This window comes from Candidatus Bathyarchaeia archaeon (genome assembly GCA_035935655.1).
GTDB lineage: Archaea > Thermoproteota > Bathyarchaeia > 40CM-2-53-6 > 40CM-2-53-6 > 40CM-2-53-6.
Window position 1 is genome coordinate 155,203 of record DASYWW010000062.1, and the last position, 13,470, is coordinate 168,672.

Sequence of the window (13,470 nt, forward strand, 5' to 3'; positions counted from 1 at the left end):
CTAGGAGTACTCTAGGATAATATCCCGGATTACCTGCACAACATCCTCACACTTGTCAGTAATCGTCTCCATCAGTTCGTAGACCTCCTTGAACTTGATAATAGCGATCGCATCGTTCGTCTTGAAGAGGGCGGCGACGGACTCGTTCAGAACAACATCCGCCTCGTTCTCCAAGGTGTCGACTTCATTGCATCGAATCTCAATCTCAGAGGCCTTGATCTTTTGAATGCTGGCGAATGCGAAGTCGATTTCCCGGACCGACTTCAAAACCAAGTCAGCGAACCGTCTCATCGGCTCCGTTGGCGAATCGACCTCATAGAGAAAAAGACGGTTGACAGCGGCGTAGATGTAGTCCAAGACATCGTCGTAGAGGGAAGCGAGCTTGCTAATGTCTTCTCTATCAATGGGAGTGATGAAAGTCTTCACTAGGCGATCATAGATTGAATGAACGATTTCGTCTCCGTGATGTTCAATGTCCTTTATCTTGTTCCTCTTGTCCGCCAAGTGATCGAAGTTCTGGATCAGTTCACTGAAGGCGATTGCTCCCGCCAAGACATTCTTCGACTCTTCCTCCAAAAGCTGAAAGAAGATTTTCTCTCGGGGTATCAGAAGCTCCCTTAGGCCCATATGTAACAAGCGGCGCGAATCAGCCCGGAGATAAATCGTTTCGGTTAGGAGAACTGGGTTTCATGCTGCCGTTGCCTGCCCTCTCCATTATTGGCTGAAATAGAGCTTATACGGGATTTCTCACTGCGCAACGTTTCACTTAACCGAAGGGAGCGGCTGTGATACGGAATACAAGTACACTGTACTAACGAACACGACCATTGGCGCGTTCATGTCCCAGCTTGACGGGAACATCGTGCTCATCGCTCTGCCTACAATTACGCGGAGGCTGAACGCGTCGGCCTTCGAAGCCCTCTGGGTGTTGATGGGCTACATTCTCATGACCGCAGTCCTGCTGCTATTGTTCGGCCGACTGGCCGACATGTACGGCAAGGTGCGTCTCTACAATCTCGGCTTTCTAATCTTCACAATCGGCTCAGGGCTCTGCAGCCTCGCCCTCACCGGGACGATGCTCGTCTTCTTCCGTCTTGTCCAGGGAGTCGGAGCGGCGTTGATATGGGCGAACAACGCTGCCATCTTGACAGACGCCTTTCCTCCCAACGAGCGAGGACGTGCCATCGGAGTTAACCTCGTAGCTGGTATCAGCGGGTCCGTGATCGGCCTCATACTTGGCGGGGTCCTCACAGCTTCTTTGGGTTGGCAGTCGATATTTTGGATAAACTTGCCAATAGGCGCGTTCGCGACATTCTGGGCCTATAAGAAACTCCGTGAACTCGGCACTGTAAAGCATGAAAGAATAGATCTGCCAGGGAACCTGCTGTTCGCAGGAGGATTGTCAGTATTCCTAATCGGGCTAACGCTGGGAGCATTGTCGGGATATACTCTTCTCGACCTGGTAATGATGATCGCGGGCTTGATCGCGCTCGTCGGATTTGGCTACGTGGAACTCAAAGCCCCGACCCCATTGATGGACTTGAAGCTATTCAAGATCCGACCTTTTACTGCCGGAATCCTGAGCAACTTCCTCGCCTCGATCTCGAGGAGTGGAATCTCACTCGTGTTGACGATCTTCTTTCAAGGAGCATTGCTCTATGATGCATTGACAGCAGGTATTCTCCTGATCCCCTTTGCAGTGGCCTTCGTCACTGTCGGACCCTTGAGTGGCTTTCTCTCTGACAAGTATGGGGCCAGAGGATTTACCACAGGAGGTCTCTTGATATCGGCCGCGGCACTGTTCGGGTTCGCGCTGGTCCCAGGGGATGCGTCCTATCCGGTCCTTGCATCGCTCATGGTTGTTAGCGGAGCCGGTGGTGGAATGTTTGTGGCACCAAACATAAGCTCAATCATGAACGCAACCCCGGTAACCAGGAGAGGCGTTGCTTCAGGAATGTCAGCGACTCTTGTCACAACAGGAGCACTTCTCAGTCTCTCGATAGCGTTCGTTGTCTTGGCGACAAGCATCCCGTACAATATTCTCCAAGAAGTCTTTGCAGGCATTACCCCAACGAGTTCGAACGCGTCTAATATTGCCCTGTTCGTTTGTCCCATGCATACCATATTCCTGATAATGGGAATCATGAGCCTCGTTGCCGTAGTCCCTTCAGCATTAAGAGGCCAAAAGTTCGAGGGAGTTCCCGAATCAAGAGTCGCCAGCGCAGAACCTGTAGGGTAATTCTTCACCACACTCTTGTGCTTGCTCATTTCAACATGTGGCCCTGGACGGTGCCTCTTTCTCTGACTGAAGCCTATGTTGTGAAGTGTTCGTGGGGGTGTTGGTGAGGATCGACAATGGGGACCGGCGTCACGACCAGCCTTCGCAAGCCTCGGATTCTAGATTTGACTGAGGCTTCCAGTTCCGTGGCGACTTCGTGAGCCTCGTTCAACGTCATATTTCCCTCAACCTCTACCTCTAGTGCCCCCGTTATGAATGGGCCGGCTCGACGCAGCCTGAGATCTCTTATTCCCCTGACATCGGTATGGGATCTTATCAGACGTTCTATTTCGTGAGAAAGTTCTGGCTCGTGGAACTCGTCAAGGAGGACTAGGGAGGATTCTCGCAGAGCTACGTAGGCGACCGTAAGAATGTAGACTGCCACCAGCATTCCTCCAATGGCGTCCGCGAAGTGAATTCCGAAGGACGCGACGAGAACGCTGCCGAAGGCTACGAATGATGAGGACGCGTCTTTGATCGAGTTTCTCGCGTCAAGTTTCAGAGAGGAGATGTTGTACTTGTTGGCTACTTTGCGCATCTGGAGGGCACGGTAGAGAGAGCCCAATCCTGCGGCTAGAAGCACAGCTAGAGCAAGGGGAGGCGCATTAAGAGGTACGGGATGCTGGAGAGCCCTGTAGGATCTCAGGAAAATGTAGCCTGAGACTGCTACGAGAACGATCGCGGTGATGAGGCCTGTGAAGCTCTCGACTTTGTAGTAGCCGAATTGGAACCTGCGAGTGGGCTTGCGGCGTGAGATGCGGAGACCGGCCCAGACAAAAAAGCTCACTACCGCGTCCGAGATGGAGTCAATACCATCTGCGAGAAGTGAGATGCTTCCGCTAATTAGGCTGAAGACTATCTCGACAATGCCGAGAGCCAATAAGGTCCAGATGGAGACCTTTGCAATTCTTTCTCCTTCCTGGAAACCGTGGCTTTCGTCTTCCAACCCTCGCTCGGTTGCCCCCACTTCACTCTCTTAGCTTGATTCACCTGAGGGTATGTTGATTTAGGTTTGGACCTGCGACGAGTGGTCAGGTCCCTCTCGGTTACCATTAATTATTCGAGCCCTATCCCATATTTGCCATGGTCCTAGTTGCGAAAGACATTGTCGAGAAGGAGTTTCTTTCTCTCTCAAGAGAAACATCGGCGCTAGAAGCGGCTCGACAGATGAAAGCGAAACGACATGGATACGCGATCATAGCATCCTCCACTGGCAGCCCGGAAGGGATAGTTACCGAGTGGGACTATCTCTCCAAGATTGTGGCCGAGGGAAAAGACCCTTCGCATGTGAAGCTCGGAGACATTATGACAAGTGATCTCGTCTCCGTAGACGCGAACGTCGGACTTGATCAGGTCGCGGAGCTGATGGCTCACAAAGGGATTCGAAGAGTTCTAGTCTTGAAGGACCACAAGGTAATCGGCGTCATTACCGCAGCAATCATGCTCTCCAGACTGAAAGAATACGTCGACAAGGTCTCATCCACAATCGCAAGACTCCAATCCCCAATGATGTAGAATATGACTGGCCAGCAACAAAGTGCATGGAATGATTACGGCGGTAGTGGGCCAGAAATCTATGAGCGTTACATGGTCCCATCTCTCTTTGGCCCTTGGGCAGTAGACCTTGTCAAGTTAGCCGCTCCTGTGCGAGGTGAAAGCGTTCTCGATGTAGCGTGTGGAACGGGAATTGTAGCCCGACTTGCAGCCCAACACTCAGGCCCGATGGGGAAGGTTGTTGGGTTGGATCTTAACCCTAGCATGCTAACAGTTGCCCGCTCAGCATCTGCAGGAACAGAGAGTATCGAATGGCGAGAAGGTAACGCGATGGCCTTGCCTTTTTCTGACAAAACATTCGATCTGGTTTTGTGCCAACAAGGGCTGCAGTTCTTTCCTGACCGTCTTGCTTCCTCAAAGGAGATGCACCGTGTTTTGGTTCCCGGTGGAAGGCTTGCCCTTAGTGTTTGGACTTCTATCAGCAATTGTCCCGGGTTCCAGTCCCTCACAGAAGCGTTAGCAAATCATATTGGCTCAGAGGCAGCCGCATTTATGCGGTCGCCCTTTAGTCTGGCAAGTGAAAGCGAATTGCGCTCTCTGGTTGAGAGGGCCGGATTTCATAACGTGAAAATCCATACAGCATTCAAGGGATTGTTCTTTCCGTCTCCGGATGAGTTCGTCAAGCGTTATGTGGCGGCATCACCTTTAGGGCCCATGGTCGCTAGAGCAGAAAGCAGGTCTCAGCAAGCGTTGCTTGAGGATGTGAGTGAGGCTCTCCAGTCTTGTGTCAACGACGATGGGTTGACATTTCCCATTGAAACGCATTTTGTGCTTGCGAAGACCTAGTGAGGAGCGCCCGGTATCGTTGATTTGTGAGGCCTAATCCGCTCTTTCGGGGCAATGTTTAACACGGGAATTTGCGAGTTCTAGTACGTTCTCCTATGGCTCAGATGCTCCAGTTCAACGGACACGGGGAGCTGGCAGCGGAGATTCTGCGTCTGAAAGAGGAGAGAAACGCGGTCATTCTAGCGCACAATTACCAGGTTCCAGAGGTCCAGGACATCGCGGACTTTGTAGGGGACTCATTAGGTCTATCGCAAGCTGCGGCTAGAACGCCTGCGGATGTGATCGTGTTCTGTGGAGTTCACTTCATGGCAGAGACGGCCTCGATTATCTCGCCAAAGAAAACTGTGTTATTGCCGGATCTAGGTGCTGGTTGTTCGTTAGCGGCGACGATCGATGGGGAGAAGTTACGGGCCTGGAAGAAAGAGCACCCGAACGCGGTCGTTGTTTCGTACATCAACACGACTGCCGAGGTTAAGGCCGAGAGCGATTATGTCTGTACCTCCAGTAACGCGGTGAAGGTCGTTAGCAGTATTCCTAAAGATCGAGAGATTCTCTTCCTTCCGGATCTTTTCTTGGGAGCATACGTCAAGGAGAAGACCGGACGCGAGATAGAGATTTGGCCGGGGGAATGCCATGTTCACGCAGGGATAACACCGGATATTGTGAATCGGAAGCTTGCTGAGAATTCCGACGCGGAGTTTCTGATTCATCCTGAGTGTGGATGTGTTACCCAGTTTCTCTATTTTGCTGAAAAGGGCGATTTCAACATGCCGATGATTCATGTTGCCTCCACCGAGGGTATGGTTCGTCGCGCAAGAGAGTCGAGCTCGGACAAGTTCCTTGTTGCGACGGAGACTGGTATCCTTCATCGCATGCGAAAAGAGAACCCGGACAAGATGTTCCTCCCGGTGAAAGAGGACGCTGTCTGCCAATACATGAAAACGATAACTTTGGAGAAAGTGGCTAACTCGCTGAGAAACATGGTCCACGAGGTCAGAGTCCCGGAAGAGACGGCTGGAAAGGCGCGCCTGGCCATCCAGCGTATGCTCCAACTGGCCTAGCTTAAGAGTGCTCGCGGACGAATTGGAGGGACGAGAATCCCTGGCGTCTGTATTCGATGTTGGATCAGAGGCGATCGTCCCTGCACTAGTTTTGCTCGCGATAGGCTTCCTGGTAGGGATTGTGCTCAAGAAGACTGTGAAGCTCGGGCTCGCGATCATTTCTCTCGTCGGTTTTCTTGTCGCAACAGGCTACATCAACCTCCAACTGAGCGATTCCTCGAAGGCAACGATATACCGGGTCTTCTCGCAAGCGCCAGCCGTGGCCAGCCAAGCCTCGGCAGTCGCAAGCATACTGCCAATCACCTCCGCAGCGTTTCTGGTTGGCCTTGCCCTAGGAATTTGGAAAGGCTGACACAAACAGAGGACGCTATACCCTAGAACTGGACGCCGGGGAACATTACAATTTAGATTGAGACCCTTGTAAAGGGCGCTGAAAGCGACATGTCAAGGGTCCTAGGAAAAGACTCAGGTCTCTTCAGTAATTTTTCAAACCCGAGCGAGAAAGATAGATGCGAATCCTGCAGCAATATTGCAACCTGCAACGTATGCGGTAAGTCGATCTCTGGCTTCGAACATATCGGCGTGAGGGCCACAGCCGGTCAAGAATCCGGAATATGGCACTATGCCAGTCCCTGTCGTCACCGAAACCAGCTCCGCGCTAGATCCGCCAATGTGAAATATGGTGGCGGTCCACTATGGAAGAACGGTTACACCTGGCAGAACGTCTATTGGGGTCCCTACTTTGCAAGCTCGGCCGCTGCACCGTGGGTACAGAGCATTGAGAAGGCTGTTGTCGACATAGAGACTGACAAGACGTATTCCGCGGGGCTATCGCAATACAATGTTGGGATTGGGAAGCTCAACTCCCTCATTATGATTAAGACGGCTCCCGCGGCGAAAATATCCGATGGGCAAATCAGACAGAATCTTGCAAGCTGGATCTCATCGGGCACCGTTCCCAATCTCGGGACCAAGGGGGCGTACAACATATTCCTTCCACCGGGAGTTACAGTATCTCTCTCACCGGCAGAGGCGTCTTGTGCGTTCTTCTGTGACTATCACAATACCGCCAACGGGTCCAACGGTCCATTCTATACGGTAGAGCCCTTTCCGTGTACCAAAGGTTGTAACCATTGCACCAACAATTCTCTGGACACTCTGACGCAAGGATTGTCGGAAGAGATGGTGGAGTTGAAGACTGACATGAACCCGGGAACAGGATGGGTCATAGGAAACCTTGAGCTCTGCGACTATTGCGATGCGAATTTCGTATGCAACCGGATCAGTGGTGGAGAGTACGTCAACGCTTGGTACGACAAGAACAAGAAGGCCTGCTGGAAAGGCATCTGATTCTCAGGACTCGATCTATCAAGAACCATTCTGTAAATTGGGCCAATCCTCTTAGCCAAAATACTCTTCAGCGATGATCGGTATCACATTGGACCATCAGAAAATCTGACACAGATGACCTAGACAAACAGAGGAAGAATCTCCATGCCTGATCCCATCGAAGAATTTCTTTCGAACTATCCCGAGGAAATACGGCGGATCAGCGCAGAATTGCGCAAGATAACAAGAAATACGATGCCCAAGGCGCACGAATTCCTATACTATGACGCAATCAACTTCTCGCTTGACGATTCTCCTCTCGGACGCATCTGCTACATCTCACCAACGGAGAAGTATGTTACGCTAGGATTCTTGTTCGGCGCACAGCTGGATGATCCGGATCACTTGCTACAAGGTAGCGGCAAACGAGCGCGACACATTAAGATTAGAACGTTGAAAGAAACGAAGAACTCAGCTCTCAAAGAGTTGGTAAAGGTGGCATGGAGCCACGGGACCGGCCCCGTCCCAATGGCTACGCGAAAGCCCGCCCCAAGATCTAAGCGCTGAAGACTGGCAATCTACTCCTTGATAGATTGTAAGTGCGCTTCGTTGGCGTTGATCTTAGATCCAGCCGCTTCTCTTGAAGTAGTAGACGAATCCCAGCGATATGATGAACATAGCTAGAATCAGGATGTAGAATCCGAGTGGGTCGCTGGATCCAGGTTGGAAGAAGCCTGGGGTGAAGTTCATTCCGTAGATTCCTGCAAGTAGAGTGAGCGGTAGAAATATTGTTGCGACAAGTGTGAGGACCTTTATTGTATTGTCTGTCGAGGCTGAGTGGAGGCTGATGTAGAGATCCCGGACATCACTTGTCCTGTCTCGATCATTATCGATTGTTTCCAATAGCTGGAAAGAGTGGTCGTACACGTCTCTGAAGCTTCTGAGACTGGTATCCGCGACAAACGGGACCGCACCGCGCATCACCATCCCAAGCATGTCCCTGGTCGGCGTGAGAGAGTGCCTGAGGGTCATCAGTCGCTTTCGCACGGCTTCAATCGTCGTTATGATGTTGATGATGTTCTCCATTCTCTTCACCCGTGTCTTGAAGGTTGTAGCTGCTTGTTTGTCGATTTCCTCAAGCCGCTCCTCCGTTTCATCAAGGATGGGATAATACGCGTCGACCGCGAAATCCAGGAAGACGTAGAACAAGAGGTCAGGGGTGGGAGTGGTCGTGAGTGGGGAGAGGCCTCTTGTTTTGATTCGCGAGTCGACAGCATGGATTAGCTCTGACTCGACGGTGTGGATGGTTATGATCCAGTTCTTCTGGAAGAACACGAAAAGCTCGATTATCTCGCTCTTCCGGTTCTTCACGACTGGTACGTGGATGACTGCGAAGACGTTCTTCCCATAGTCCTCAAGTTTCGGCCGCTGATTCTTATGGACGACATCCTCGACCGCGTAATCGTCGAGTCCAAACCGCTGTTTCAGGTCGGCCAGCTCTTGCTCTGTCGGGCTCTCAGCGTCAATCCAGAGCAGCTCGCCCTGCTTCACCTCAACAGGGAATCCCTTCAAGGTCTCCGCTCCCGAATCTATATTGGACTTGAGAAGTGTGAGACTGATCAACGGTCAGAACTATATCCGCTCGCAATACCAAATAATAAACTGACGATGGATCACTTCGAAGCCTCATAGAAAATGATATTTCGGTATCGCTGAGTGAAGAATGGGCTCAAGATGGCTAGTACTAGGCTAGTCGTGAACAGATGGATTCGCAACTACACGAGAGCATGGTTGAAGAAAGATGCAAAAGCGATTTCCTCTCTCTTCGCGGAGGACGCGACGTACCAATCTCATCCCTTTCGTCCGGCGAATCAAGGTGTGAAGAGCATCCTGGATTATACGTTGGGGGCGTTGGATGTCGGACAGGTATACGAGGTTCGTTTTGGAAAGCCCGTCGTAGAAGGCTCCCGAGCCGCAGTCGAATACTGGACAACGATGAAAGAGAAAGTGGAAGATGTAACACTCGCCGGATGCGTAACGCTACACTTCGCAAGGAACGGATTGTGCAAGGAACTACATGACTACTGGGTCCTGCAAACAGGAAGACAACAAGCCCCACTCAACTGGGGACACTGAGACAACTCGCTCGTGCGAGACTGAGAGCGCAGGACCAGCAAAAACTGCACCAAAAGAAGCGTTGACAAGACCAAAAGCCTCTATAATGCCTGGGATGCGATTCTCCAGTCTTTCACGTCGAATTTTGCCCTAAGCAGGAGACTCTTCGATTCTTCATTGTCTACATTCAGAGTGGCAAACAATCCTTTGATATCATGTCTTCGTGCAAATTCTTTGGCCGCTGAGATTAGAGCTAGGCCTACCCCTCTTCGCCTGTGAGCAGGATGAACTGCGATGTACTCAAGCCAGAGCGCCTTGTCCCAGTCATTAACCCAGCTGAGAAGCTGAGCCAGCAGAAACCCAACCAATTTCCTATTCTCTATCGCAACAAAGCTACTATGAGTTGCGACGTAGAAGTCGAGTTGTGCAGCGTCAAGGTGGGGTCCAACTGGATCGTATACTTCTCCTGATCGCTGTCTTTGGTATTGCAAATACTCATCGATCACAGTTTTGTAAATTTCTCGAACATCGGAATAGTCTCTTTTCTGGAGCGGCCTGATCTCCAATCTTCCGAACCTGCAGGTCCACGCGTAGGCCTCGTCCCCAAAAATGGCTTGCCTCGTCAGCCCATGTTGAGATTTTGGCTGGTTCTCAGAACCGAGCGAAGATTCCATATGGCTCTTGAGTAGACCCGTAACTCCGCAGACCGGGATTGCGTGACAAACATTTGATGTCTCACCCGGTTCCGCCAGACTCTCCTCGCGTCTGTAGGAGAGCCAGCTCGTGTCGACCAAGAGAAGCATCGTCGTTACCGTCGTAGTCTTGGCCATCATCGCAATCGCGGCTTACGGCCTGTTCTCTCTCGGAGGTGGCACTGCGCGAGGAGGCAATGAAAGCGGTTTCCGATCTCTGAATGTCAGAACCCTTATCACGCTCGCAGTAGTCGGTGGGTCTGCATTCATTACCGGCTTCGGAATGAGAGACGTCATCGGCCGGGTTGTAGCTACCCGCAATCGGAATCGGCTGAAGTCTCTTCAGGAGCAGAAGAGACCGTGATCCCATCCAGACGAAAAGTCTCCTTGACCACATACACGTGGCCGGTTTTCCTAGTCGTCAGTTTCATTGTCGTCGTAGTTCTCTTGGAGTATCGGCGGGCGATAACCGGATCCTTCGATGGCCTAAAAGGCGGGTCGCAAATCGGGCTGGCACTAGCCTACACTGGCTCCCTTCTTCTCGTCGCGGCTCAGTTCTACACTATCGTCAAGAGGAGCGCATGGATCGGCTTCATCAAGGCGGTTGGTGGGGTCCGACCGTGGCTTTCGATACACATCACATTAAGCTTCATTGGTCTCATCGCAGTCCTCGTCCACGCTGGCTTCCCCTACCAGTTCAACCAGCGCGACCTCCTTGACCACGGGCTTGCCGGCCTGACCACGTGGCTGCTGGTCGCCTCCGCGGCGAGCGGAGTCTTCGGACGTTACGTATACAAAAGACTGCCGGCGATGAAGAAAGTCTTCGCCTACTGGAAACCCTCACACCTGTTGATAACAGGATTACTATTCCTCGCCGCGATCATCCACATGATAACAGCATTCGGCAACTAGCTATTTACATTTGTAAAGCCATGCACTGAAATGAGTCGCCCCTAGCTCAAGGGACGATTACGAGATGGCAAGCGAGCACCCAACAGTTATCACAATACGTCCTAGTCATGGCACGCCCACGAACGTCTACTCCTGCCCGCCATGCGGACAGGAGTGCGATAAGATCAAATTCGATAAGCCCGGTAACTGCCCTCATTGCGGAATGAAGCTGGTTCCGTTAGGGAGCGGTTGGGACAGTCCCCCTGTTGTGGCCATCCTTCTCTTCAACGGAGCTCAGATCATCGATTTCGCAGGGCCTTGGGAAGTGTTCGGCACTGCGGGTTTTTTGGTTCACACGGTGGCCAAGAGCCAGGAACCTCTTACCATGGTTTTCGGTCAGAAAATAGTTGCTGATTACACCTTTGAGAACAGTCCGAAGGCAGACATCCTGTTGATCCCTGGTGGAGGCGTCGGTGCAGCGATGGACGACCCACGACTCATCCAGTGGATTCAGGCTAAGGCGAAAGATGTGAGCCACATCATGTCCGTGTGCACGGGTGCTTTCCTTCTGGGAAAGGCGGGCTTATTGGCTGGTCAAACGGCTACGGCGACATATGGCATGGTTGATGACCTTCTGACTTTTCCAAACACTCGAGTCGTCCATGACCAACGTTATGTCGATAATGGAAAGGTAATCACCGCCGCCGGTCTCACGTCAGGAATCGATGCCGCTCTTCACCTGGTTTCCAAAATGCGCGGCAGAGGCGAGGCCCAGTCAGTCGCTCTTGGTATGGAATACCACTGGGATCCTGACTCGAAATATGCGCGGGGAGCTTTGGCCGATAGATATCTTCCCGATGGACTGGCCTTCGGAAACGCAAGTTTGAAGGGAGCCCAGGCTGAGATGATCTCCACAGACGGCGATACTGATCATTGGGAGGCAAAGATCCTTGTTTCAGAACCCAGCTCACTCACGGGGATCATGAATCTATTGCATGATCGTGTTGCCTCTAACATCGCCTCGGCAGGCATGTCCAATCGCATTTCCCACATACAAGGCAAGGTTAGTTTAGGCCGAGTACGCCCGAACGACTCCGAGATCTCATGGAAATTCAAAGATGATCGCGGAGACGGTTGGAGCGGGCTAGGTGTTGTAGAGTCAGCGACTGATCATGAAAACAAATTCGTTGTTACACTCAAGCTCACAAGACAAAAAGTAGCTCGGTGACTCAACTTTCTTCTAGGCTTTGGCGAACTCCTCGATGACTCTTGCTATCCACTTGCTTCCTTGAACAAACACATCGATCCTCTGGTTCTCGTTAGGAGCATGCGTATTGCTCTTAGCGTGGTTACAGCCAATAGCTACGGTCGGCAGCCCTAGTGCGTTTGTAAAATAGTGCATCGGTCCCGAAGCCGCGGAGGTCACGAGTGTCACGGGCTCCTTGCGAAACACTTCCCTTCCAGCCCTAGCGGCAATCTTCGCAATCGGTGCGTCGATAGAGGTCCGTGCCGCAGGATTTTCGGCTTGAAGATTCACTTCCACATCCCCGAAACCATGTCGATCTAGGTGTTGTTTCAGCTTCCCAGCCAGCTTAACCGGATCCTGGTTAGGCACGAGCCGGAAGTCCATCTTCGCCTGGGCAACAGATGGGAGAACTGTCTTGTGTCCAGGGCCGGTGTATCCCGACCAGATGCCCGCGATGTTCGCCGTCGGATTACCATAGAATGCTTTCTTGAACTCGAGTCCTGTCAGGCCGTAGAGGAAATTCTTGACCCCTAGCTCGTCTCGAATACTATGCTCTTCCAACGGCATCGCCCGTATAACCTCCAGCTCTTCCTGAGAGAACGGTTTGACGTCGTCATACCAACCTTCTACCATGATCCTCCCATCCTCGTCCGTGATCGTGTCCAGCATCCGGACCAGACGCCACGCTGGATTCTCTACAACTGCCGCACGGGCCGAATGCGAATCCTTCAGCGCGGTTTGAACTCTAAACTCAACATAGAGCATTCCTTTCAGGCCCAGGGTAACTAGAGGGCGGTCTTCGTAGTCGAGACCTCCGAACTCCCAAATGCCCGCGTCTCCATTCAGCTTCTCCTTGTACCACGAGATGAACTGGGAGAAATGAGGGCTGCCAATCTCTTCCTCACCCTCGATTACCCATTTGAGGTTGCAGGGAACGGTTCCTGTTACCTTCAAGAACGCGTTAATCGCCATTAATCGAGAGACGATGTTTCCCTTGTTATCACTCGCCCCACGAGCATAGATTCTGCCATCCTCAACTGTTGCCGAGAACGGAGGATTCTTCCACAGCTCGAGAGGCTCGACCGGTTGCACATCATAATGATTGTAGATGACAAGCGTCTTTCTGCCGGTCTTGGATTGGAGCTCAGCAAATACTACAGGAGGACCCTTGCTTGGGAAGAACTGTTCCGCTGTGAAGCCTATCTCTTTGAGAGACTTGTGAACCAGCGCAGCAGTCTCGTCTAGTCCAAAGTTCTGGGCTGACACGCTCGGCTGTCTGCAGAGGGCTTGGAGCTGTTCGACAAACCTGTCACTACTACTGTCGATCTCATGGAAGATCTCGTCTTTCCGTTCAGTGACAATCTCGCTCGGGGTCTTGGACACGCGGAATCCTCTTGTATAACGAGAATTTGGACCAGATATCAACAATTCCCTCTTTTCTCGGCTCCATGGAGCTCTGAGCGGGTCCAAGGCAAGGGTCTTTACCCTTCAAACTGATGGTCAGCTCTCACAAGCGGC

General features: G+C 51.9%; 16 protein-coding genes. 11 read left to right on the forward strand and 5 right to left on the reverse strand.

The genetic code is table 11. From position 1 onward, the window contains the following. Positions 1 to 627, reverse strand: a complete 627-nt coding sequence (locus tag VGS11_12585) for a DUF47 family protein (GenBank protein HEV2120925.1) — start codon at positions 625 to 627, stop codon at positions 1 to 3. 199 nt (positions 628 to 826) lie between these two features. Between VGS11_12585 and VGS11_12590 the strand changes: the two genes are divergently transcribed. Continuing rightward, complete coding sequence (locus VGS11_12590) at positions 827 to 2,239, forward strand: MFS transporter (GenBank protein ID HEV2120926.1); 1,413 nt, start codon at positions 827 to 829, stop codon at positions 2,237 to 2,239. Positions 2,240 to 2,312: 73 nt separating this feature from the next. Here VGS11_12590 and VGS11_12595 read toward each other — a convergent pair whose 3' ends face one another. Then, positions 2,313 to 3,224 carry a cation diffusion facilitator family transporter gene (locus tag VGS11_12595; protein HEV2120927.1) on the reverse strand — a complete coding sequence of 304 codons (912 nt, stop codon included), beginning with the start codon at positions 3,222 to 3,224 and terminating at the stop codon, positions 2,313 to 2,315. Between the two features lie 137 nt (positions 3,225 to 3,361). Here VGS11_12595 and VGS11_12600 point away from each other — a divergent pair, with 137 nt between their 5' ends. From VGS11_12600 to VGS11_12625, 6 genes are all read left to right on the forward strand, one after another. Further along, positions 3,362 to 3,793, forward strand: coding sequence for a CBS domain-containing protein (locus VGS11_12600; protein ID HEV2120928.1), 432 nt, complete (start codon positions 3,362 to 3,364; stop codon positions 3,791 to 3,793). A gap of 3 nt (positions 3,794 to 3,796) precedes the next feature. After that, positions 3,797 to 4,618, forward strand: a complete 822-nt coding sequence (locus VGS11_12605; protein ID HEV2120929.1) for a class I SAM-dependent methyltransferase — start codon at positions 3,797 to 3,799, stop codon at positions 4,616 to 4,618. 95 nt (positions 4,619 to 4,713) lie between these two features. Further along, complete coding sequence (nadA, locus tag VGS11_12610; protein HEV2120930.1) at positions 4,714 to 5,679, forward strand: quinolinate synthase NadA; 966 nt, start codon at positions 4,714 to 4,716, stop codon at positions 5,677 to 5,679. A 7-nt stretch (positions 5,680 to 5,686) separates the two neighbouring features. Beyond that, positions 5,687 to 6,031 carry a hypothetical protein gene (locus VGS11_12615; GenBank protein ID HEV2120931.1) on the forward strand — a complete coding sequence of 115 codons (345 nt, stop codon included), beginning with the start codon at positions 5,687 to 5,689 and terminating at the stop codon, positions 6,029 to 6,031. 89 nt (positions 6,032 to 6,120) lie between these two features. Then, positions 6,121 to 7,029 (forward strand): hypothetical protein, encoded by a 909-nt coding sequence (locus VGS11_12620; protein HEV2120932.1) that lies wholly within the window; start codon positions 6,121 to 6,123, stop codon positions 7,027 to 7,029. A 144-nt stretch (positions 7,030 to 7,173) separates the two neighbouring features. Then, positions 7,174 to 7,575 (forward strand): DUF1801 domain-containing protein, encoded by a 402-nt coding sequence (locus tag VGS11_12625; GenBank protein ID HEV2120933.1) that lies wholly within the window; start codon positions 7,174 to 7,176, stop codon positions 7,573 to 7,575. A gap of 54 nt (positions 7,576 to 7,629) precedes the next feature. Here VGS11_12625 and corA read toward each other — a convergent pair whose 3' ends face one another. Then, positions 7,630 to 8,580: a magnesium/cobalt transporter CorA gene (gene corA / locus VGS11_12630; protein HEV2120934.1), complete on the reverse strand. Its 951-nt coding sequence runs from the start codon at positions 8,578 to 8,580 to the stop codon at positions 7,630 to 7,632. Between the two features lie 162 nt (positions 8,581 to 8,742). On the opposite strand from corA, the gene VGS11_12635 reads away from it, so the two are divergent. Further along, a complete protein-coding gene (locus VGS11_12635; protein HEV2120935.1) occupies positions 8,743 to 9,144 on the forward strand; it encodes a nuclear transport factor 2 family protein in 402 nt (133 codons plus the stop codon). 80 nt (positions 9,145 to 9,224) lie between these two features. On the opposite strand, the gene VGS11_12640 is transcribed toward VGS11_12635, so the two are convergent. Then, complete coding sequence (locus VGS11_12640) at positions 9,225 to 9,917, reverse strand: GNAT family N-acetyltransferase (protein ID HEV2120936.1); 693 nt, start codon at positions 9,915 to 9,917, stop codon at positions 9,225 to 9,227. Here VGS11_12640 and VGS11_12645 point away from each other — a divergent pair. From VGS11_12645 to VGS11_12655, 3 genes are all read left to right on the forward strand, one after another. After that, positions 9,907 to 10,179 carry a hypothetical protein gene (locus VGS11_12645; GenBank protein HEV2120937.1) on the forward strand — a complete coding sequence of 91 codons (273 nt, stop codon included), beginning with the start codon at positions 9,907 to 9,909 and terminating at the stop codon, positions 10,177 to 10,179. The two genes, VGS11_12640 and VGS11_12645, sit on opposite strands and share 11 nt — an antisense overlap. Continuing rightward, entirely contained in the window at positions 10,176 to 10,727 is a 552-nt protein-coding gene (locus VGS11_12650; GenBank protein ID HEV2120938.1) for a hypothetical protein, read from the forward strand. Before VGS11_12645 ends, VGS11_12650 begins: the two co-directional genes overlap by 4 nt. Before the next feature lie 64 nt (positions 10,728 to 10,791). Next, positions 10,792 to 11,934 carry a DJ-1/PfpI family protein gene (locus VGS11_12655; GenBank protein ID HEV2120939.1) on the forward strand — a complete coding sequence of 381 codons (1,143 nt, stop codon included), beginning with the start codon at positions 10,792 to 10,794 and terminating at the stop codon, positions 11,932 to 11,934. Between the two features lie 12 nt (positions 11,935 to 11,946). Here VGS11_12655 and VGS11_12660 read toward each other — a convergent pair whose 3' ends face one another. Beyond that, entirely contained in the window at positions 11,947 to 13,335 is a 1,389-nt protein-coding gene (locus VGS11_12660; protein HEV2120940.1) for a M20/M25/M40 family metallo-hydrolase, read from the reverse strand. Positions 13,336 to 13,470: the final 135 nt, after the last annotated feature.

Coding starts and splice junctions, on each gene's coding strand:
- VGS11_12585 (HEV2120925.1), bottom strand. CDS start 627: ATGGGCCTAAGGGAGCTTCTGATACCCCGAGAGAAAATCTTCTTTCAG.
- VGS11_12600 (HEV2120928.1), top strand. CDS start 3,362: ATGGTCCTAGTTGCGAAAGACATTGTCGAGAAGGAGTTTCTTTCTCTC.
- VGS11_12605 (HEV2120929.1), top strand. CDS start 3,797: ATGACTGGCCAGCAACAAAGTGCATGGAATGATTACGGCGGTAGTGGG.
- nadA (HEV2120930.1), top strand. CDS start 4,714: ATGGCTCAGATGCTCCAGTTCAACGGACACGGGGAGCTGGCAGCGGAG.
- VGS11_12620 (HEV2120932.1), top strand. CDS start 6,121: ATGTCAAGGGTCCTAGGAAAAGACTCAGGTCTCTTCAGTAATTTTTCA.
- VGS11_12625 (HEV2120933.1), top strand. CDS start 7,174: ATGCCTGATCCCATCGAAGAATTTCTTTCGAACTATCCCGAGGAAATA.
- VGS11_12635 (HEV2120935.1), top strand. CDS start 8,743: ATGGCTAGTACTAGGCTAGTCGTGAACAGATGGATTCGCAACTACACG.
- VGS11_12655 (HEV2120939.1), top strand. CDS start 10,792: ATGGCAAGCGAGCACCCAACAGTTATCACAATACGTCCTAGTCATGGC.